Source organism: Devosia indica (genome assembly GCF_003056405.1).
Taxonomy (GTDB): domain Bacteria; phylum Pseudomonadota; class Alphaproteobacteria; order Rhizobiales; family Devosiaceae; genus Devosia; species Devosia indica.
In genome coordinates, this window is record NZ_PYVZ01000003.1 from 249,600 (window position 1) to 268,923 (window position 19,324).

Genomic DNA, 19,324 nt, shown 5'->3' on the forward strand with positions numbered 1-19,324 from the left:
TATGAAGTTCCCGCCCGGCAGTCCATTGGACCAGATCGATCGCCGCATTCTCAACGAACTGGCCAGTGACGGCCGGATCAGCGTTGCGGAACTGAGCCGTCGGGTCAATCTGTCCAAGACCCCCTGCCAGGCCCGTATCCGCCGGCTGGAGCACGAAGGATATATCCTGGGGTATCGGGCCGTAATCGACCCGACGCGGCTGGGCCTGCCGCATGTGGCCTTTGTCGAGGTGCGCCTGAGCGACACCCGCAAAGCGGCGCTGGACGCATTCAACAAGGCCGTGCGTGGCCTGCCCGAGGTCGAGCAGGCGCATATGATTGCTTCGAGCTTTGACTATCTGCTCAAGGTTCGCACCAAGGATATCGCCGCCTATCGGGAGGTGCTGGGCGAGAAAATCTCGGCCCTGCCACATGTCGCGCATACCTCTACCCATGTCTCGATGGAAGCGGTCAAGGACGACGCGGAATAGTCACGACTTGCCAGGCGGGCAAGGCTCTGCCATTGCGGCAGGAGCAATGGTGCGGGGGCAACCATGAAAACCATACTTGTCGTCGGGATCGGGACGGGCAGCGCCGAGCACGTCACGGTCGCCGCGATCGAGGCCCTTAACCGGGCCGATGTGCTGTTCATTCCGGACAAGGGTGAGGGCAAATCCGATCTGGCCGATGTTCGGCGCACGATCATTGCCCGCCATGTACTCAGGCCGGATCCGCGCCAGATCGGCTATGCCGTACCCAGGCGTGACGCCCAGAGCGCCGATTATGGTCAGGGTGTCGCCGACTGGCACCGGTCCCTTGCCGATATCTACGCAATGCTGATCTCCGATGTTCCGGAGAATGGCACTGGGGCCTTTCTGGTCTGGGGCGATCCGGGGCTCTACGATTCCACGCTGCGCATTCTCGCCCTAGTTGCTGAGCCGATCCGGGTTGAAGTCATTCCGGGCATTACCGCCGTTCAGGCCTTGACGGCTGCCCATGGCATCGCCCTCAATCGCATTGGCGAGCCGGTGCTGATCACGCCGGGCCGCAAGCTTGGCGCCGTCACCACCGACACTGTGGTGATGCTGGATGGGCAAATGGCGTTTCGCGATGCCGACCCCAATCTTGAAATCTTCTGGGGCGCCTATCTCGGCACGCCCGAGCAGATCCTGGTCGCCGGACGGCTGGGCGATGTTTGTGAAACCATCGTCAACACCCGCACTCTGGCCCGTGAGCGCCATGGCTGGATCATGGACACCTATCTTCTGCGTAAGCCGGAGTAGTGCTGCCAAACACGGGCTGATAATGATGAGCGCATGACTTTGGCACCAACGAGCAGCCCTCGCACATTGCTGGCCGGGATCGTCGCGGGATCCGCTCGTCGCGGCGCCTGTCCAACCCTTTACGCACCAATGCAGACCGGCGATGGGCTCCTGGCGCGTGTCCGGGTTGCCGGAGCCAGACTGACACCCGCAGACCTAGCCGCTCTTGCGAAGCTGGCTGACGAGCATGGCAATGGCCTCATCGAGATCACCGCGCGGGGCAATCTCCAGGTCCGCGGCCTGCGACCCGATACGGCCCCCGCCTTCGCCGAGGCCGTTGCTGCCTTGTTGCCTATCGAAACCGGGCTCGCGATCGACATATCGCCCATCGCAGGCGACGATCCGGAGGAAATTGCCGATCCGCGGCCGCTCGCGGATGCCATTGGCAAGGGTGCCGCGGGAATGGCCGAGCGGCTCGGTCCCAAGGTCAGCGTGGTGATCGATGGCGGTGGGCAGATATCGCTCAGCCAACTCAAGGCCGATATCCGCCTCCGGGCACAACCCGACAATAGCTGGGCCGTGACACTGGGCGGCGGCAAGCCGCAGCATATGGACGCCCAGGGCGTAGTGGCGACGGCATTAGCCTTGTTGGGCGCCCTTGCCGCAATCGGTCCCGAGGCAAGGGCAACCGATTTGTTCCCGGTACGGGATCAGGTCTCAAGCCCCGAAAGCCCTGAGGCCTCCCGCGTGCTGATACACTGGCGCCCCCGTCTCAACCTTGTTCAAGGCCATAGCCGCGCGATTGCCCTGCCATTTGGTGCGGCGCGCAGCGCCGAGATTATCGCTCTGTGCGACGCCGCGATGGCCAGCAAGCTCACAAGGATGCGGCTCGCGCCGGAGCATATCCTGCTGCTCGACAACGCTCCCGACACGCTGATTGCCCAGGCTGCCGAAATCGGCTTCATCACCAAAGCCGATGATCCGCGCACCAGGGTCAGCGCCTGTATCGGCAGTCGAGGTTGCACTTCGGGTCATATCGCGGCGCGCGACCTCGCGGTGCAGCTCGCGCCACGCCTGCCAGCCGGCCAAACCCTGCATGTCTCGGGATGCGCGAAGGGCTGTGCCCATCCGCGCGCGTCTGACGTGACCCTGGTCGGTCAGGCCGACGGGATTGGCCTTGTCTTTGGCGGCCGCGCGGGCGATAGGCCTTCCAAGTTTCTGGATGCCGCAGCGCTTGGCGCCGGCGCTTTTCCTTTTCAGGGTGGGCGATGACCCAATATGACTACATCAAGGATGGCGAGAGCATTTACCGCCAGTCCTTCGCCATCATTCGCGCCGAGGCTGATTTAAGCCCATTCTCCGATGACGAGGCCGAACTGGCCGTGCGCATGATCCATGCTGCGGGCCTGGTCGAGGCCGCAGAGCATTTCGTCTTCAGCCCCGGATTTGTGACGGCAGCACGGATCGCGCTCAATGCCGGTGCACCGATCCTGTGCGACGCCGAAATGGTGGCACGGGGCGTGACCGCCGCCCGCCTGCCAGCCGACAATGCGGTTATCTGCACCTTGCGCGATCCGCGCGTCCCGACCCTTGCTGCGCGCATTGGCAATACACGCTCCGCTGCGGCGCTGCATCTGTGGGACGAACAACTCGAAGGCGCGGTGGTGGCCATTGGCAATGCGCCCACTGCCTTGTTTCACCTGCTCGAAATGCTGCGCGACGGCGCGCCCCGACCCGCCGCCATCCTGGGCATGCCGGTGGGCTTTGTCGGCGCCGCCGAGTCCAAGGATGCCTTGGCCCTCAGTTCCTATGGTGTGCCCTTTGCCATCGTGCGTGGCCGACTGGGCGGCAGTGCCATTACCGCCGCCTGCCTCAATGCCTTGGCGAGGCCAGGCCTGTGAGCGGCAAACTTTATGGCGTGGGCACCGGGCCGGGAGACCCGGAACTGCTGACCCTCAAGGCGGTCCGCGCGATATCCGAAGCAGATGTCGTGGCTTACTTCGCCAAGCGCGGCAATGCGAGCAATGCCAGGGCAATTGCCGCGGCCCATTTCCGTTCGGGCCAGGTCGAGGAGGCACTGGACTATCCGGTGACCACCGAGATCGACCGGCGCGAAAATGGCTACAAAAACCAGATTGAAGCCTTCTATGCCGAGGCTGCCGGGCGCATTGCATCCCATCTCGACGCCGGGCGAAGCGTTGCGGTGTTAAGCGAAGGCGACCCCCTGTTCTACGGCAGCTACATGCATTTGCATCTGCGCCTGGCTCCCCGTTACGACACCCAGGTCATTCCGGGCATAACCGCGATGTCGGGCTGTTGGTCGGAGGCAGGGCTGCCCCTGGTGCAGGGAGACGATATCCTGACCGTGCTGCCCGGCACGCTGGACCGGGACGAGCTGGTCCGCCGGCTGGGCAATACCGAAGGCGCCGTCATCATGAAGCTCGGCCGCAACCTGGCAAAGGTCCGCGTGGCCCTTGCCGATGCCGGCCGGCTCAGCCAGGCGGTCTATGTCGAACGCGGTACGACGGCCAATGGCCACTTCATCCCTCTCATCGACAAGGGCGATGACGTTGCGCCCTATTTTTCACTGGTACTGGTGCCCGGCTGGAGCAATCGGCCATGAACGGCAGGCTCGTCATTCTTGGGACCGGTCCGGGTAATCCCGAACAGACCACGCCACAGGCGCGCGATGCTATCGCCGTCGGGGAGCAGTTTTTTGGCTATGGCCCCTATCTCGACCGGCTGAACCTGCGCCCCGACCAGCACCGCATGCCCTCAGACAACCGTGAAGAAATCGGCCGGGCTCGAGCGGCGCTCGAAGCAGCCTCAAAGGGGGCTTCGGTCTGTGTGGTGTCGGGCGGCGATCCGGGCGTCTTCGCCATGGCCGCAGCCATCTGCGAGGCCATCGAGACCGGCCCTGAAACCTGGCGCCGGCTTGAGATCACCGTGCTGCCAGGCGTCACTGCCATGCTGGCCGTCGCAGCCCGCGCGGGGGCGCCGCTGGGCCATGATTTCTGTGCCATTTCGCTTTCGGACAATCTCAAGCCCTGGGAATTGATCGAGCGCCGCCTGCGCGCCGTGGCCGAAGCGGGCCTGGTCATCGCGCTCTATAACCCGATCTCCAAGGCACGGCCCTGGCAATTGGGCACCGCTTTCAAGATTCTGCGCGAGTCCCTGCCGGTGACGACACCGGTGATCTTCGGCCGCGCCGTGGGGCGTCCGGACGAGCATTTCGTGGTCGTTCCGCTTGGAGAAGCCGACCAACAAAGCGCGGACATGGCCACCTGTGTCATCATCGGCTCGGCGGAAACGCGGATCATCGAGCGGCCCGGCATGGACCCGCTGGTCTATTCGCCGCGCGGGGTGGGAATATGACCGGCCGGTGGCTTTCGATTATCGGCATTGGTGAAGACGGGCTCGACGGGCTGTCGCGGGCGGCCCGTACGGCCGTTGGCGAGGCCGAAATCGTCTTTGGTGGCGAGCGGCACCTGGCGCTGGTCGCGCCTATCGTTTCGGGCGAGACGCATGTGTGGCAGTCGCCGTTCTCGTCCTCGATCGAGGCGGTGCTCGCCGCGCGAGGCCACAAGGTTTGCGTGCTGGCATCCGGCGATCCGTTCCATTATGGCGTCGGCGCCACGCTGAGCCGGCGGGTCGATCCGGCACAAATGCTTGTCATTCCACAACCTTCTGCATTCAGCCTCGCCGCTGGCCGGCTGGGCTGGCCACTTCAGGAGGTCGCCTGCGTGTCGCTGCATGGACGGCCGATCGATCTGATCCGGCCGCATCTGCATCCGGCGGCGCGGATATTGGCGCTGACCTCGGACGAGCATGGGCCGGGGGCGCTGGCGGCGCTGCTGGTCGAGGCGGGATTTGGCCGCTCGATCATCACCGTGCTGGAGGCCCTGGGGGGTCCAGATGAACAAATCCGCTCGCAGATGGCCGATGGGTTCATGCTGAGCGAGATCAACCCGCTCAATATCTGCGCCATCACTGTCGCGCCGCTGCCGGGGGCGCGCGTGCTGCCACTGACGCCGGGGCTCGACGACGCGCTCTTTGAACATGACGGGCAGATCACCAAGCGCGACATCCGCGCGGTGACCCTGGCTGCATTGGGCCCGCGGCGGCACGAGCTGCTCTGGGATATCGGGGCGGGCTCGGGTTCAATTGGCATAGAATGGATGCTGGCCGATCCCGGCCTGCGCGCCGTGGCCATCGAGAGCGATCCAGACCGCGCCGCCCGTATCATGCGCAATGCCCGCAAGCTCGGGGTGCCGGAGCTGCGCGTGGTGACGGGCAAGGCGCCATTGGCGCTCACCGGGCTGGACGCGCCCCATGCCATTTTCGTGGGGGGAGGCGGCACCCATCCCGGTGTGATGGACACGGCAATCAGCGCACTGCAGAGCGGCGGGCGGCTGGTGGCCAATGCAGTGACCCTGGAAATGGAACAGGTGCTGCTCGCCCTCTACGCCGAGCATGGCGGAGAGCTGGTGCGGCTTTCGGTGGCCCACGCAGCAACGCTGGGCGCGGTCACGGGTTGGCGGCCGGCCATGCCGATCACCCAATGGCGCTGGAGCAAGCCATGACGGTGCATTTCATCGGCGCCGGTCCGGGCGCGGCAGACCTGATTACGGTGCGGGGCCGCGACCTGCTCGCGCGCTGCCCGGTCTGTCTTTATGCCGGGTCCATCGTACCAAAGGACATGCTCGACTGGTGTGGGGCAAAAACGCGCCTCGTCGATACTGCGCCGATGTCGCTCGATGAGATCGAGGCCGAATATGTCCGCGCCCATGACGCAGGCGAGGACGTGGCGCGGCTGCACTCAGGTGATCTCTCGATCTGGAGCGCGGTGGCCGAGCAGATGCGGCGGCTCGACCGGCTGGGCATTCCCTATACGCTGACGCCCGGCGTGCCGGCCTTTGCCGCTGCCGCGGCGGCATTGGGCCAGGAGATAACCCTTCCGGCGATCAATCAATCTCTGGTGCTGACCCGCATTGGGGGCCGCGCCTCGCCCATGCCGGAGGGTGAAACGCTTGCTGCGTTCGGGGCCACGGGCGCGACCCTCGCCATCCATCTGGCCATCCATTCGCTCGCGCGCGTCGTTGCCGAGCTGACCCCGCTCTATGGGGTGGACTGCCCGGCGGCTATCGTTGCCCATGCAAGCTGGCCGGAGCAAAAAATCATCCGGGCGACCCTAGGGACGATCGAGCAGGCGTTCGACCCGGCCATTGAGCGCACGGCGATCATCTTTGTCGGCAAGGGGTTGGGTGCACAAGACTTTCGCGAAAGCGCGCTTTACGATCCCGATTACCAGCGCCGCTTCCGCGGGCGCGACGGACTTTAGGAGGCTCAACCAATGGCAAATCTCACCCTTCCCGAACTCAACGGCAAGGCCGTGCTCATTACGGGCGCTTCCACCGGCATCGGCGCCGCCTTGGCCAAGGCATTCGGCGCCCAAGGCGCGATGGTCGGCGTGCACTATAATTCGAGCGAGGATGCGGCCCGTGCCGTGGCCGATGCCGTCGAAGCGGCCGGCGGCAAGGCGCATCTGGTGCGCGCAGATGCCTCGAAGTCCGGGGCCATTGCCGCAGCGGTGGAGGAAACCGCGGCGGCATTTGGCCGGCTGGACGGGCTGATCAACAATGCCGGCGGCATGGTGGCGCGCCTGCCCTATGCCGAGATGACGGACGACCATTATGACGCGGTGATGGACCTCAATGGCCGCTCGGTGCTGGCCGCCACGCGGGCTGCACTGCCGCATATGAAGACGGCGGGCGGTGGCTTTGTCATCAACACGACGTCCATCGCCGCCCGGAACGGGGCCAGCGGTGGCGCAGGGCTTTATGGATCGTCCAAGGCGTTCATCGCCAATGTCACGCGCGGCATGGCCAAGGAATTCATCCCCTTCGGCATTCGCGTCAACGCGGTGGCGCCGGGCGTGATCGAAACGCCATTCCATGAGCGCTATTCGACCGAAGCCCAGCTCAAGGCGCAACTGGCAACCGTGCCGCAGGGACGGCTTGGCGTCGCCGAGGACTGCGTCGGGGCCTATCTGTTCCTGGCCTGCGCAAGCCTGTCCGGCTACATCATCGGGCAGACCATTGAGGTCAATGGCGGCATGCTAATGCCGTGAGGGGCGATCAGGCCGCCGGATTTTTGGGCGGAACATCCTTTAGATGATCGAGCAGATAGGCCTGGGTCGCCGCATTGGCGACAATCAGGCATCCGGTCTGCTCGTAGATGTCCGCCCCCCTGCCCCACCAGTCCGAGACAACCCCGCCGGCTTCCTCGACCAGCAGAATGCCGGCGGCGGTGTCGACAAAACCAGTCTCCTCGAAATAGCCAGTCAGACGCCCGCAGGCGACCCAAGCGCAGCTATTGGCGGCACTGCCCACGATCCGCACCGCCCCGATGGGGGCACGAATGGCGTCGAGCCGGGCATAGGCGCCCGGATGAAGCGAGAGGTTTGGTGTGGGCAGACCCGTACCGACGCACATCATGGCGATGTCGGTCGAGCGGCTGACCTGCAAGCGCTCGCCATTGAGAAAGGCGCCGCCCCCCTTCTTGGCGGTGAACATCTCGTCTGCGACCGGATCATAGACAAGACCGCACAAGGTCTGGTTGCCGCGCCGAAGCGCAATGGTGATGGTGTAGTGCTGGCCATAGATGAAGTTGGTCGTCCCATCAATCGGGTCGACCAGCCAGCGATGGTCGGGATCAGACCCATCGACAGGGGCAAATTCTTCCCCGGTGAGGCTCCAGTCCGGATTGATCTCAAACAGGCGCTTGCGGATAAGCTGCTCGGATTGTCGATCGGCATCCGAGACAAAATCGCCCGGTCCCTTTATGCCGATCTCGAGATCGCGGAAATTCTTGAAATGGTTGAGGGTCAGCGCGCCGGCCTCGCGGGCCGCCCCGACCATCTGGTCGAGAATTCTGTCGTAATCAATGCTCATGAAAGCAGGGCTGCATGCAGCCCCTCCGGATCGTCGGTGGTTATTTGGTCAACCTTGAGCGCCAGCAGGCGCTCGACCTGTTCGAGGCTGGCCGGGGTGACCTGGCGAATGGTCCAGGCGTCGATGCGCTTGCCCGCAGCATGAATGGGCGCGACGATGTCGAACCCGGCATCCTGCGCGGAAAGCACCAGCTCAAATGCCAGGTAGATCATGTCGGCCCGCGGTGCGGCGATCAGGGCGTCCCCAATGAAACTGGCGAAATCGCCCGTGGCCTGAAGCCGCGCCAGGGATTCGCCATAGCAGGGATCATACCCCGTCTTGAGCGCTGGTACGGCGCTGGACAATGCTCGGATGGCGCCGATGTCGCCGCCCGAGAGGATAAAGGCATCCGCCACGGGCCCGACGCTATCGGCGAAATTGGCAATGGTCAGCTCATCCAGCGCCGCCAGCTCTTCCTTGAAATCGAGCTGCAGCATCGCCCCTTGCTGAGGCGGCTGCTCGGCCAGCAAGGCGCACAGATCTTCGAGCCGCAATATCTTGTCGGGCAGGATGGCGCCGTCATTGTCGCGCAGGTGCAGGCTGCGCAGCACTTCGGCCGAGGTCTCGCGCACCAGACCTGTACCTGTCGTTTCCTTGTCCAGCTCGAAATTGTGCAGCACGGCGCAGCCGTGATCGGCATGAATGACCAGATCCACTTCCACGCTGGCCCCCAGGCGCATGCCCTCGAGAATGCGGGTGCCGGTAAAGACCGGATCGGTGACCTTGCGGCGGGCGCGGTGCCATTTCAGCCAGGTGCGGTGGCCGTTCCGGTCGATATGGAGCGGATGGGCCATTTCAGCTCCGATAGACGCGTGCATTGTCACGATAGGCTGCCATGGCCTGGGGTTTGAGATTGACCTTCTGCCCGGCGCTGAAGAGATCGGGATGTGCGACCATGGCTTTGAGACGGGTGCCATCTCCCAGGTCGAGATCGACCAGGCCGTGGGTGCCGTAGTCGGTCACCCGGTGTACCTGCGCCTCACCCGTTTCGGCCGCTTCCAGGTCCAGCGCTTCGGGGCGAATGGCCAGGGTGGCCGGGCCATCGGGGATCGGAATGTCGAGACCGAAATCGGCCCGGGTGAACCGGCCATTGGATACCGCGCCATCAACCAGGTTCATCGTGCCGATGAAGCCGGCCACGAAGGGGGTCTGAGGCTCGCGATAGACCACATCCGGGCGGTCGATCTGCTCGGTGCGGCCGTCGCGCATGACGACAATGCGATCGGCCATGGCGAGCGCCTCGTCCTGACCGTGGGTAACGAACAGGGTCGTGATCTTGAGGCGCTGCTGGATATCGCGAACTTCCTCGCGCAGCCGCTCGCGCAAATGCTGGTCGAGGCTGGCAAAGGGTTCGTCGAGCAGGAGAATCTTGGGCTCAAGCACGAGCGACCGGGCCAGCGCCACGCGCTGCTGCTGCCCGCCCGAGAGCTGGTTGACACCGCGTGTGCCATAGCCAGCCAAGCCGACCAGTTCGAGCACGGCTTCGACCTTCTCGGTGATCTGGTCCTGCGGCAGGCCGCGCAGTTTCAGACCAAAGGCCAGGTTCTTGAACACATTCATATGGGTCCAGAGCGCATGGCTCTGAAACACCATGCCGGTCGGCCGGCGCTCGGGCGGAAGATGGGTGATGTCGTCGCCATCGATGGTCATCAGGCCCGAGGTGGGCCGTTCGAACCCGCCGACCATGCGCAGCAGGGTCGACTTGCCGGAGCCGGAGGGGCCGAGCAGGCAGACAAGCTCGCCGTTCGCCACTTCGAGCGAGAAATTGTCCACAGCGACGGTCGGGCCGGCGAAGATCTTGGAGACGTCGGTAATTTTCAGAACGGACATACTTGTTTCCCTAGCCGCCAAAACCGCGGGCGAAGGCGCCACCGCCAATGACGCGGCGGGCGAACATGAGAGCGATGAAGGAGGGCACCCACAGCATCACCGAGAGCACGGCGCCATATTGGATGACCATCTGATTGTTGATGAAGGAGATCATCAGCACCGGCATGGTGCGGATGCCCGGGGCCCCGATCAGCCAGGCGCCTTCGGTCTCGTAGAAGGTGCCAACGAAGCTGAGCAGCACGGCAGCGGCAATGGTCGGTCCGGCCTGTGGCAGGGTGATCGACCAGAACACCCGGAAGGGCCCGGCCCCCACATCCCGCGCCGCTTCTTCCATGCGCCGGTCCACCGACTGGAAAGCGGCAACAGGAATCCAGATCATGAACAGCAGCGTGCCAACGAGCTGGATCAGCACCACGCCCCAGAAAGTGCCGATCAGATTGAGTTGCAGGAAGATCGCGGCGATGGCGATCAGCAGCCCGAATTTGGGGAAGGCATGGCCGGCCAGGAACGAGAAGAACAATACATTGCGACCCGGAAAGCTGAGGCGCGCAAAGGCATAGGCCGCCGGCAGGCAGATGGCCGCCGAAAGCAGCGTGACGACGGTGGAGAGCTGCAGGCTCAGGGTCAGTGCGCTCCACACGTCGGCCCGGGTCAGGGTCTGGTTCCAGAACCGGAGGCCGAATTGCTGCGGGATGACATTGGGATAGCGCCAGACCTCGGTGAAGGCCCAGACACCGACCACCAGCAGCGGCACGATGACCGCCGCTGAAAGGGCCACGGCAAAGATAATGCCCGTCCAGTCGGTGGGCGCGCGAACCAGGGCCGGACGGCGGGTGGCGAGCGTGGCGGGAGCAAGCTGTTCCATCTTACTTCCCCTGATTGCGTGCGACCGAGCGCACATAGAACAGCCCGAAGGCGATGCAGAAGCAGAAGGTGATAACCGCCTGCGTGATCGCATTGAGCGGGTCGTTCACCTCGCGGAAAGTGCGGTTCATGAACGGACCCATCATTTCGGGCGAGGCCGGCCCCAGCAGGTAGGGCAGCGTGAAGGACGAGAAGATGCCCAACACGGCAAAGGATATGGCCACCAGCACCGAATTGGAGATGCGGGGCAGAATGATGTGCCAGAACACCTGGAAGCGATTGGCGCCGACATCGCGCGCGGCCTCGATCGCCTGGTTGGCAACATTGCCCAGGCCCGAAAGCAGGATCAGCACGGTGAGCGGGATATTGTCCCACACCAGGCCGATCACCGGCCCCCAGGGGGTGAGATAGGGTGTGCGGATCTTGGGCAGGCCGACCGAATTGAGAATGATGTCGACCATGCCATTGGGGCCCAGCACGCGGATGAAGGCATAGGCCAGGATGATCGAGGGCACGAACATGGGAAAGATCGCCATGGCCTGCACATAGGCAGGCAGCCGCCCGGCCGAGAAGCGCAGGTAGAGCGAAATGGGCAGACAGATCACCAGCAGCAGGATGGCGCACATCAGCGTCGTCCAAAGCGTAATCGTCAGATTGTTGATCGAATACTGGTCGGAAAAGAAGAAGACATAGCTGTCGAGATTGAAGCCGATGGCACCGGTTTCATCCGGGCGCCACAGGGTGCGGAAAATGGCGTTGATGATCGGCCAGATCACCAGCCAGGCGACCAGGAAAACCGGAATGGCGACGAGCAGGAGGCCATGTGGCCTCCTGCTGTCATTACTGTCGATAAGCGGCCGTGGTGCCGCCGGAGCCGCGTCGGTCACGAGTTGCGGTCGACGTTGGGAGCGACGTTGCGGTACCAGCCATCATTGATGGCGCCATCCCAGGCCCCGCCGGGGAAGGTCGGGATGGTGGTGGGCACGATATCGGCAAAACGCTCGCGCAGCTCGGGCGAGACATAGTCCCAGCTCACGCCGGGGAAGCCGCCCAGTTCGGTCAGGATGGCGCTCTGGATTTCTTCGGACAGGATGAAATCGGCCAGCTTGAGCGAGGCATCGCGGTTGACGCCATTCTCGATGACGATGGAGCGGGTGAAGCCGCCGGCCAGCGCCAGATCCTGAAGCTGCACCAGACCCGTATCGGCGGGCAGAACGCCCTGATCGATGGCCTGCAGCACCTGGTCGGACCAGACCGGGGTCATGGTGACCACACCCTGCGCCAGAAGCTGGATCGACTGGGTATTGCCCGAGGAGTAGGCGCCGTTGTCATAGAGCGAGGGGGCGAGATCGGCGAGAATGTCCCAGGTCTTGGTCAGGGCTTCGTTGCCGAATTCCTCGGTGTAGTTGTCGACGGTAAAGGCCGAAGGATCCAGGCCGTTGGCCTGGTGGATGGCGCGGCGCACGAAATTGCCGCCCGAGCCGCCCTTGTCGGGACGGTTATAGACGAACTGGCCGGGATTGGCCTTGATCCAGGCGACCAGGTCATCCCAGTTCTTTGGTGCATCGGCAGCGCTGAGCTTGGTGCTGTCATAGGCGAGCAGGACCTGAGACCCGCGATAGGGCAGCGAGTAGTCGCTCTCGATGGCCAGCGGGTTGATCTTGTCGTAGTTGGACAGGCCAGCTTCCTTGATATTGGTGTAGATGCCCGCTTCAATGGCGCCGGCAGGCAGCAACGCATCGCCCGATTCAAAGAAATCGGCCTGCGGATCGGCGCCCTGCTGTTTGGCGGCCATGGCGCGCTCGCCAATGGCGATGATGCCTGCGCCATCGCCAGCATCGACCAGATTGATCGATACGCCCGGATTGGCGGCTTCGAAAGCCGGCTTGACCGTATTGGTCCAGAAGTCGAGGATGTTGCTGTCCGAGCTGGTGTACCAGTCGATCACGCCTTCAGCGGCGAAGGACATGCGGGGCAAAAGGGCCGAACCGGCCACAACACCCGCAGCGGAAATCATGAAGTCACGACGTTTCATGTTTTTTCTCCCATCATGGCGACCGGGGCGGCCACCGCGCATTAATATGCCGAATGCGGAGGCGGCGCGTCGGCAAGAACCGACATGACGAACCGGATCGGCACCGGATCGCCCGCCTCATGGGCCTCCTCCCTCTTCGCGTTGACGGACGGAAGGCGGTCCCAATCTCAAGTCGGGTTGCACCTGCCGCGATACGCCATCGCGAGAACAAGACAACACCGAATAGCGATTGCACACAAGTGCATTTTTTCGCTCTGATGGATGCCTAGATAGGCGCGTCACATAACGCTTTGATGACAACACTGAATTGCACACCTGTGCAAAATATCACCGAACGCGTTGCAAGCCGTCACTCGAATGGCAGGAAACGGCGAATTTTTGTGCTGCCCGAGGGCTCTCAAGGCTCGGCCAGAACGATCCGCCGTCGCGCTCTGCAGAAGGCAATCCGCTAGTGCTTGCCGGGGCGAACAGATCGCCGCCAGACCGGGATCGGCTCGATCATGCGGCGCTCCGAAACAGCGCGTTGCGGCTGCAGCAACAAGTCGACCACCTCGTCAGCCATGGGGTTCAAGGGCTGCCGGAAAGTGGTCAATTGGTAGGATGCCCAGCCTGCCTGCTCGATGTCGTCAAACCCGACGACGCAGAGATCATCGGGAATCTTGAGGCCGAAATCCTGCCGCGCCACATCCATGAAACCCAGAGCCAGCAGATCGGTCACGCAGAACACACCATCTGGCGCTTCGGATCGACCAAAGACCCGGCGCGCGGCCTCCTGACCGGACTCGTAGCTGGTCGGCCCGGCCTCAGTCACAACCACCTGCACCCCCTCGGCGGCGGCCGCTGCGACGAACACCTTTTCGCGCTCGACCAGGCTGGCCGTGTGCGCGTTTGAGGTGATCAGCCCCAAGCGCTCACACCCGGCCCGGCGCAACAGGAAGAGTGCCTCGCGCCCCGCCATGGCGTTGTCGACACCAAGATTGCTCGAGCCCTGCAGCCGCTCGTCGCGGTTGATCAGGATCACCTGCTGACCATTGGCGAGGCACGTTTCAATCAACGACGCGGGCGGGGTGCCGGAGAGCACCACGGTGGCGTCGGCCCGGTAGTTGAGGGTCTGGCGCAGCGCAGCAGAGACGCTTTCGGTATCGGTCTCGGTATTGATCACCATGGTAATCTTGCCCGAAGCCTGCAGCTTGCGCGTCAGCACATCGACCATGCGGGCGCGGATGGGCGTGGTCATATCGGCCACCACCAGGCAGACGATATTGCTGCGCTCGCGCAGGCCGCGCGCCAGATGATTGACGTGATAGCCCAGCGCATCGGCCGCCTCGAGCACCTTGCGCCGCGTAGCCTCGGAAACGCTGGCGCCATCGGTAAAGGTGCGCGAGACAGCCGAACGCGATACGCCGGCCCGATCAGCCACCATTTGCGCACTGACAAAGGACGGGGGTTTCAAATCGCTCATCGCCTAGCCCTGACACAGGTTGGCGGCGATAGTGAAGTGAAAATCGGCTCCGTCAAGCCATGCTGACTAGATCGGCAAGACCCGCGAGAACTTCACTGCTCCAAGCGAAAAACTACTCTCGATATGTGCCACGCCATCGAGCTGGGTGAGCCTTTCGCGCAGAAAATGCTCATAGGATTCGAGATCGGCGCAGACGACGCGGAGCAGGAAATCGAACTGCCCGGTCATCAGATAGCACTCCATCACCTCTGGCCAGCGACTGATCGCAGCGCCGAAGGCATCCAGGTTGCGCGCCCTTTGCTGCTCGAGCTTGATGGAAATGAAAACCGAGACCGGCAGGCCGACCGATTTCTGCTCGATATTGGCGCTATAGCCGGAAATGACACCGTCTCGCTCAAGCTGACGCAACCGGCGCAGGCAAGGCGAGGCGGACAGACCGACCTTGTCAGCCAGCGCCTGGACCGTCACGCGACCATCCTCCTGCAGCGCCCGGAGGAGCTTGCGATCAATAGGGTCGATTCCGGACTTGGTGGTTTCCGCCTCAGATTGCGCCAATTTTGCCGATATCCTGCTCAGAGTGCGAGATTGGCGATCAGATTAGACGGAAATCACCTTTGAGCAAGTTGTAATGTCAGACATATCGATTGGAGGAGCGGTATGGCAGGCAAGAGCATCGAGCGCATTGAAGCGATTGAGGCACTGACCAAAAAGTCTCTCTGGCTGGCAAGCTGGATGGTGCATCACGCCAATCACATCCGGCCCAATCCCGATGGGGTCAAGGTTGGCGGCCACCAGGCCAGCTCCGCCTCGATGGCTGCCATGCTGGCCACGCTGTATTTCGGCGTGCTGAAGCCCGAGGACCGGCTTGCCGTCAAACCACATGCGGCGCCGATCTTCCATGCCATCCAGTATCTGATGGGCCGGCAGAGCCAGCAAAAGCTGATAGATTTTCGCGCTTTTGGCGGCGCCCAATCCTATCCCTCCCGCACCAAGGATACCGAAGACGTCGACTTTTCGACCGGCTCGGTTGGGCTGGGCGTGGCGATGACGGCCTTTGCGTCCATGGTGCAGGATTATGTGCGCGCCAAGGACTGGGCCGGCAAGGCGCGGCCCGAGGGGCGCATGATTGCGCTGGCCGGCGATGCCGAGCTCGACGAGGGCAATATCTATGAATGCCTGCTCGAAGGCTGGAAGCATGGCTTGCGCAATTGCTGGTGGATCATCGACTATAACCGCCAGAGCCTGGATGGCGTGGTCCGCGAAGGGTTGTACGACCGCATCGAAGCGATCTTCAAGGCATTTGGCTGGAGGGTAGTCACCCTCAAATATGGCGCCCTGCAGCGCGCCGCCTTCGCCGAACCCGGTGGCGAGCGTCTCAAGGCCTGGATCGACGCCTGTCCCAACGACCTCTATTCGGCACTGATGTTCCGGGGCGGTGCGGCCTGGCGGGAACGCCTCACCGACGAGATCGGCGACCAGGGTGATGTTTCTGCCCTGCTCGAGCGCCGCAGCGATGAGGACCTGGCGGCGCTAATGGCCAATCTGGGCGGGCATTGCGTAGAGAGCCTGCTCGACCAGTTCGAGAACGCCGGCACGGACGAGCCGACCGTTTTCATCAATTACACGGTCAAGGGCTGGGGTACGCCGCTGGCCGGGCACAAGGACAATCATGCCGGACAGATGACCTCGGCCCAGATCGAGCAATTGCGCGCTGCCCACAATATCCGAAACGGACATGAATGGGATGTGTTCGAAGGGCTCGATCACGCTGACGCCCTGGCCGAATTTGTGCGGACTGTCCCCTTCAACACAGCCAAGCCCAGGCGCCTGACCGCTCCGGCAGTGCCCACCAGCGGCCCGCAGTTCATCGGCACGGGCGCCACCTCAACCCAGGCCGCATTTGGACGCATTCTCGACGCCATCGCCAAGACAGACAGCGAAATGGCGCGACGGATCGTGTCGACTTCGCCGGACGTGACGGTTTCGACAGGCCTGGGGAGCTGGGTCAACCGGCGCAATTTGTTCGCCCGCAAGGAGACGGCCGACCTGTTCCAGAAGGAGGCGATCCCATCGACCCAGAAGTGGCGGTTCACCCCTGACGGGCAGCATATGGAACTGGGCATTGCGGAGATGAACCTGTTCCTGATGCTCGGAGCAGCGGGGCTCAGCCATTCGCTGTTCGGCGAACGCCTGTTGCCCATTGGCACCCTCTACGATCCGTTCATCTCGCGGGGGTTGGATGCCCTCAACTATGCCTGCTACCAGGACGCACGTTTCCTGCTGGTGGGCACCCCATCGGGCGTATCCCTGGCCGGCGAAGGAGGCGCGCACCAATCCATCGCCTCGCCGCTGATTGGCATGTCGCAGGACGGACTGGCCAGCTTCGAACCGGCTTTTGCCGACGAGTTGTCGGTCATTATCGACTGGGCGTTTGACTATATGCAGCGCACGGGCGATGCCAGGCCCGACCTGGCAGACTGGCCGCGCGATGTCACCGGCGGCTCGGTCTATCTGCGCCTCTCCACCCGCACGCTGGAGCAGGTGCCGCGCGAGATGGCGCCACCACTGGCCGATGACATCATTCGTGGCGCCTATTGGCTGCAACCACCAACACCGCAATGCGAGGCGGTCATTGCCTATCAGGGGGTTCTGGCCAGCGAAGCCATTGCGGCGGCAGCCCGTATCGGTGGTGACCGGCGCAATGTCGCCGTGCTGGCCGTGACCTCTGCGGACAGGCTCAATGCCGGCTGACAGGCTGCCCAGCGCGCTGGGCTGCATGGTGACTTCGAGACCACCAGCCATATTGAGGCCCTGCTGAAAGACGTTCCGCACCGCGCCGGGTTGGTGACGGCCATTGACGCTCACCCGGCGACACTGGGCTGGCTCGGCAGCGTGCTGGGCCATCGCACCATGGCGCTCGGCGTCGAGCATTTTGGCCAGACCGGCACGGTTTCGGACCTCTACCGCCATTTCGGCATCGGCGCCGAGACGATCGAAGCCGCCTGCCGGCAGGTTTTCGGGCGCTAAGCAGACGCCCGACACAATCCGAACGTTGAACGGGAAAAGGAGAACTGCCGGACTTGCCAAGTCCAGAATGATTTGTCAGACATATGTCATATGGCAGATTTGGGAACGATCTGCCGGACCGCGGCACCAGCCGCGCCAAAGCTAAGTGACCAGACCCGAGGGGAAGGGCCTGGCGCATCAGGGAACGCCTACTGCTCTGCAACAAGGAGGGAGCTCATGCATATCACACGGAAACTTGTCGCTGCGCTGGCCGTCGCCACCGCATTGACACTGCCAGCGATGGCGCAGTCGACCATTTCGGCGCCCGGCCAGTCCACCTCTGGCACCTATATGGACTATATGAAGACGGTCTATGACCGCGCGACCTTTGCCGAATTGCTGCAGGTGCCGATCGCGACCTTCGACAAGGAATTCGAACTCACTCCGATGGCGGCGGAAAGCTGGAGCCAGTCGGAAGATGGTCTCACCTGGACGTTCAAGCTGCGCGAAGGCCTGGTCTGGTCCGATGGCGAACCGCTCACGGCCGAAGACTATGTCTTTGCCCTGCAGCGCGCCGCGACAACCGGCTATGACTTTGCCTGGTATTGGGACTTTGCCGGCGGCATCAAGGGCTGGAAGGAAGTCACCGAAGGCACCGCCGACGTGTCCACCCTTGGTCTGGTCGCTGTCGATGACCTGACCATTGAAGTCACGACCGTAGCGCCCAAGCCGTATCTACCCTCGGTGACCAGCCTCTGGTACCCCGTTCCCAAGCACAAGGTGGATGAGCTGGGCGACGACTGGGCGCTCAATGTCGACACCATCGTGTCCTCCGGTCCGTTCGAAATCGAGAGCTGGGAGAAGTCGAACAATGCGGTCGTCTTCACCAAGTCCGATACCTATACCGGTCCCTGGCAGGCGCAGATCGACCGCCTCGAAGTCGACCCGACGCTGGGCGCGCCCGAGGTCGGGCTGCCGGCCTTCCTGGCCGGTGACGCGGACTATTCCTTCCTCAACACGGGGCAGGTTCCGGTGGCCATGTCGGCGGACCCCGATGGCATCCGCCGCAACGCGGTGTTTGCTACCTCCTACCTCTCCTATGATCTGGAATCCGAGCCGTTCAATAATGTCGATGTGCGCCGTGCCTTCTACTATGCCATCGACCGCGAAGAGCTGACCTCAACGGTTCTGCGGGACATTGCCATTCCGGCGGGCTCGATCCTGCCGCCCGGCTATCCTGGCTACAATCCCGATGTCGTGGCCCAGGCCACCTTCGACCCCGAAAAAGCCCAGCAGTTCCTTGCCGATGCAGGCTATCCGAACGGCGAAGGCTTCCCGGAGATCGAAATCTGGATCCGCGAGGAAGGCGGCTACAACGGCGCCATTGTGCCGGCCATGGCGCAATATCTTCAGGCCGAGCTCGGCGAGCATCTGGGGATCACCGTCAATATCCGCCAGCTTCCCGGCGCGGACTGGATGGATGGCCTGCGCGGCGCGACGAACAACATCTTCATTGCGCCGTATGAGTACGACTATCTCGATCCGTCAAACTTCTACGGCATCTTCTACAATGGCGGGCGCCACAACTATTTCGTGCCCGAATATGATGCCCTTGTCGCCGAAGCGGATTCGGAAAGCGATTGGGATACCCGCTACGCGCTCTATGCCCAGGCTGAACAGGTGATGATCGATCAGGGGCTGATCGTTCCACTGGTGCATCCGATCACTACAGCCATCATCTCCAGCGAGCTGGGCGGAGAGGCTACCGAGCCCAATTCGCTGGGCTTCACCCCACTGGATCGCCTTGGCCACTACTTCTTCACCCACCTGACGAAGTAACCCAGCGTTCCAACAGGCGCCTCCCGGGCATTCCCAGTCGGGAGGCGCCATCAGTT

At 63.3% G+C, this 19,324-nt stretch carries 18 protein-coding genes and 1 pseudogene; 11 read left to right on the forward strand and 8 right to left on the reverse strand.

Annotated elements, in window-relative coordinates:
- The first annotated feature begins 1 nt into the window (after position 1).
- The 9 genes from DDE76_RS04550 (at position 2) to DDE76_RS04590 (ending at position 7,370) form a co-directional block, all read left to right on the forward strand.
- Positions 2-469 (forward strand): Lrp/AsnC family transcriptional regulator, encoded by a 468-nt coding sequence (locus DDE76_RS04550; protein WP_104891651.1) that lies wholly within the window; start codon positions 2-4, stop codon positions 467-469.
- A 63-nt stretch (positions 470-532) separates the two neighbouring features.
- Positions 533-1,261 (forward strand): precorrin-6A synthase (deacetylating), encoded by a 729-nt coding sequence (gene cobF / locus DDE76_RS04555; protein WP_104891652.1) that lies wholly within the window; start codon positions 533-535, stop codon positions 1,259-1,261.
- A gap of 33 nt (positions 1,262-1,294) precedes the next feature.
- A complete protein-coding gene (gene cobG, locus DDE76_RS04560; protein WP_104891653.1) occupies positions 1,295-2,512 on the forward strand; it encodes a precorrin-3B synthase in 1,218 nt (405 codons plus the stop codon).
- On the forward strand, positions 2,509-3,141 hold the full coding sequence (locus DDE76_RS04565; RefSeq protein ID WP_104891654.1) for a precorrin-8X methylmutase: 633 nt from the start codon (positions 2,509-2,511) through the stop codon (positions 3,139-3,141). The genes cobG and DDE76_RS04565 overlap by 4 nt, the downstream gene beginning before the upstream one ends.
- Entirely contained in the window at positions 3,138-3,863 is a 726-nt protein-coding gene (locus DDE76_RS04570) for a precorrin-2 C(20)-methyltransferase (protein WP_104891655.1), read from the forward strand. Before DDE76_RS04565 ends, DDE76_RS04570 begins: the two co-directional genes overlap by 4 nt.
- The gene (locus DDE76_RS04575) at positions 3,860-4,615 is read left to right on the forward strand and encodes a precorrin-3B C(17)-methyltransferase (RefSeq protein WP_104891656.1); all 756 of its coding nucleotides are present in this window, start codon (positions 3,860-3,862) and stop codon (positions 4,613-4,615) included. The genes DDE76_RS04570 and DDE76_RS04575 overlap by 4 nt, the downstream gene beginning before the upstream one ends.
- Positions 4,612-5,823: a precorrin-6y C5,15-methyltransferase (decarboxylating) subunit CbiE gene (gene cbiE, locus DDE76_RS04580; protein WP_104891657.1), complete on the forward strand. Its 1,212-nt coding sequence runs from the start codon at positions 4,612-4,614 to the stop codon at positions 5,821-5,823. Before DDE76_RS04575 ends, cbiE begins: the two co-directional genes overlap by 4 nt.
- A complete protein-coding gene (gene cobM, locus DDE76_RS04585; protein WP_104894715.1) occupies positions 5,820-6,581 on the forward strand; it encodes a precorrin-4 C(11)-methyltransferase in 762 nt (253 codons plus the stop codon). Before cbiE ends, cobM begins: the two co-directional genes overlap by 4 nt.
- Positions 6,582-6,593: 12 nt before the next feature.
- Complete coding sequence (locus DDE76_RS04590) at positions 6,594-7,370, forward strand: SDR family NAD(P)-dependent oxidoreductase (RefSeq protein WP_104891658.1); 777 nt, start codon at positions 6,594-6,596, stop codon at positions 7,368-7,370.
- Positions 7,371-7,377: 7 nt separating this feature from the next.
- On the opposite strand, the gene DDE76_RS04595 is transcribed toward DDE76_RS04590, so the two are convergent.
- From DDE76_RS04595 to DDE76_RS04630, 8 genes are all read right to left on the reverse strand, one after another.
- Positions 7,378-8,193, reverse strand: coding sequence for an inositol monophosphatase family protein (locus tag DDE76_RS04595; RefSeq protein ID WP_104891659.1), 816 nt, complete (start codon positions 8,191-8,193; stop codon positions 7,378-7,380).
- Positions 8,190-9,026 (reverse strand): glycerophosphodiester phosphodiesterase, encoded by an 837-nt coding sequence (locus tag DDE76_RS04600; RefSeq protein ID WP_104891660.1) that lies wholly within the window; start codon positions 9,024-9,026, stop codon positions 8,190-8,192. The genes DDE76_RS04595 and DDE76_RS04600 overlap by 4 nt, the downstream gene beginning before the upstream one ends.
- Position 9,027: 1 nt before the next feature.
- Positions 9,028-10,062, reverse strand: a complete 1,035-nt coding sequence (locus DDE76_RS04605; RefSeq protein WP_104891661.1) for an ABC transporter ATP-binding protein — start codon at positions 10,060-10,062, stop codon at positions 9,028-9,030.
- Positions 10,063-10,072: 10 nt separating this feature from the next.
- Positions 10,073-10,927, reverse strand: a complete 855-nt coding sequence (locus DDE76_RS04610; protein ID WP_104891662.1) for an ABC transporter permease — start codon at positions 10,925-10,927, stop codon at positions 10,073-10,075.
- 1 nt (position 10,928) lies between these two features.
- Positions 10,929-11,813, reverse strand: a complete 885-nt coding sequence (locus DDE76_RS04615) for an ABC transporter permease (protein WP_104891663.1) — start codon at positions 11,811-11,813, stop codon at positions 10,929-10,931.
- Positions 11,810-12,961: an extracellular solute-binding protein gene (locus tag DDE76_RS04620; protein WP_104891664.1), complete on the reverse strand. Its 1,152-nt coding sequence runs from the start codon at positions 12,959-12,961 to the stop codon at positions 11,810-11,812. Before DDE76_RS04620 ends, DDE76_RS04615 begins: the two co-directional genes overlap by 4 nt.
- A gap of 448 nt (positions 12,962-13,409) precedes the next feature.
- Positions 13,410-14,423 (reverse strand): LacI family DNA-binding transcriptional regulator, encoded by a 1,014-nt coding sequence (locus DDE76_RS04625; RefSeq protein WP_104891665.1) that lies wholly within the window; start codon positions 14,421-14,423, stop codon positions 13,410-13,412.
- A 66-nt stretch (positions 14,424-14,489) separates the two neighbouring features.
- Complete coding sequence (locus DDE76_RS04630; protein ID WP_104891666.1) at positions 14,490-14,978, reverse strand: Lrp/AsnC family transcriptional regulator; 489 nt, start codon at positions 14,976-14,978, stop codon at positions 14,490-14,492.
- A gap of 102 nt (positions 14,979-15,080) precedes the next feature.
- Between DDE76_RS04630 and DDE76_RS04635 the strand changes: the two are divergent.
- A pseudogene (locus DDE76_RS04635) lies at positions 15,081-17,450 on the forward strand (transketolase).
- Positions 17,451-17,666: 216 nt separating this feature from the next.
- Entirely contained in the window at positions 17,667-19,268 is a 1,602-nt protein-coding gene (locus tag DDE76_RS04640; RefSeq protein ID WP_157955660.1) for a peptide ABC transporter substrate-binding protein, read from the forward strand.
- The last annotated feature ends 56 nt before the right edge of the window (positions 19,269-19,324 follow it).

Excerpts from the sequence above, each read along its gene's own strand:
- DDE76_RS04550 (WP_104891651.1), top strand. The coding sequence starts at position 2 with ATGAAGTTCCCGCCCGGCAGTCCATTGGACCAGATCGATCGCCGCATT.
- cobF (WP_104891652.1), top strand. The coding sequence starts at position 533 with ATGAAAACCATACTTGTCGTCGGGATCGGGACGGGCAGCGCCGAGCAC.
- cobG (WP_104891653.1), top strand. The coding sequence starts at position 1,295 with ATGACTTTGGCACCAACGAGCAGCCCTCGCACATTGCTGGCCGGGATC.
- DDE76_RS04565 (WP_104891654.1), top strand. The coding sequence starts at position 2,509 with ATGACCCAATATGACTACATCAAGGATGGCGAGAGCATTTACCGCCAG.
- DDE76_RS04575 (WP_104891656.1), top strand. The coding sequence starts at position 3,860 with ATGAACGGCAGGCTCGTCATTCTTGGGACCGGTCCGGGTAATCCCGAA.
- cbiE (WP_104891657.1), top strand. The coding sequence starts at position 4,612 with ATGACCGGCCGGTGGCTTTCGATTATCGGCATTGGTGAAGACGGGCTC.
- cobM (WP_104894715.1), top strand. The coding sequence starts at position 5,820 with ATGACGGTGCATTTCATCGGCGCCGGTCCGGGCGCGGCAGACCTGATT.
- DDE76_RS04590 (WP_104891658.1), top strand. The coding sequence starts at position 6,594 with ATGGCAAATCTCACCCTTCCCGAACTCAACGGCAAGGCCGTGCTCATT.
- DDE76_RS04595 (WP_104891659.1), bottom strand. The coding sequence starts at position 8,193 with ATGAGCATTGATTACGACAGAATTCTCGACCAGATGGTCGGGGCGGCC.
- DDE76_RS04600 (WP_104891660.1), bottom strand. The coding sequence starts at position 9,026 with ATGGCCCATCCGCTCCATATCGACCGGAACGGCCACCGCACCTGGCTG.
- DDE76_RS04605 (WP_104891661.1), bottom strand. The coding sequence starts at position 10,062 with ATGTCCGTTCTGAAAATTACCGACGTCTCCAAGATCTTCGCCGGCCCG.
- DDE76_RS04610 (WP_104891662.1), bottom strand. The coding sequence starts at position 10,927 with ATGGAACAGCTTGCTCCCGCCACGCTCGCCACCCGCCGTCCGGCCCTG.
- DDE76_RS04620 (WP_104891664.1), bottom strand. The coding sequence starts at position 12,961 with ATGAAACGTCGTGACTTCATGATTTCCGCTGCGGGTGTTGTGGCCGGT.
- DDE76_RS04625 (WP_104891665.1), bottom strand. The coding sequence starts at position 14,423 with ATGAGCGATTTGAAACCCCCGTCCTTTGTCAGTGCGCAAATGGTGGCT.
- DDE76_RS04640 (WP_157955660.1), top strand. The coding sequence starts at position 17,667 with ATGCATATCACACGGAAACTTGTCGCTGCGCTGGCCGTCGCCACCGCA.